This window comes from Pseudoalteromonas sp. S4492, assembly GCF_005886115.1.
In the GTDB taxonomy this organism is placed as follows: Bacteria; Pseudomonadota; Gammaproteobacteria; order Enterobacterales; family Alteromonadaceae; genus Pseudoalteromonas; species Pseudoalteromonas gelatinilytica.
Genome location: NZ_PNCP01000157.1, coordinates 1 through 370 on the forward strand (window position 1 = coordinate 1; position 370 = coordinate 370).

1 protein-coding gene is annotated in these 370 nt (G+C 53.0%); it reads left to right on the top strand.

Features of this window, described 5'->3' with window-relative positions; all coding sequences use genetic code 11:
- A partial coding sequence (locus tag CWC28_RS22325) for a hypothetical protein (RefSeq protein WP_212746814.1) occupies positions 1-273 on the top strand: 273 nt, incomplete at its 5' end.
- Between the last annotated feature and the right edge of the window lie 97 nt (positions 274-370).

Sequence of the window (370 nt, forward strand, 5' to 3'; positions counted from 1 at the left end):
GGATTGCTTCAGCCCGAGGAGATCAAAGCAACGATCAGTCGTCTGGAAGAACTCAAGGAGCACGCTGAGTTGCTGGAAGAGCAGGGACTGGTCGTAGATGACTGGGAAACCTGGCAAAGCAAAACCCAGCCCCCACTGAGTGCTACTGACTACATTCGTCGCCATGGCAGTCAGAGTGCATACCTTAATGCCATTCCTGCACTGCGAACCACTGAGTCAGCCCCTCAGACGGAATCCCGAAAGCCTCAGCCGAGAACACCATCAAGCTTATAAAAGGTGATAATAATGAATGAATCTCCTCAATCACCCAAACCGCTTGAAGCAGCCAGACACCTGATCCAGGGCGCGGGTCTACCCATGCCCCCTATTC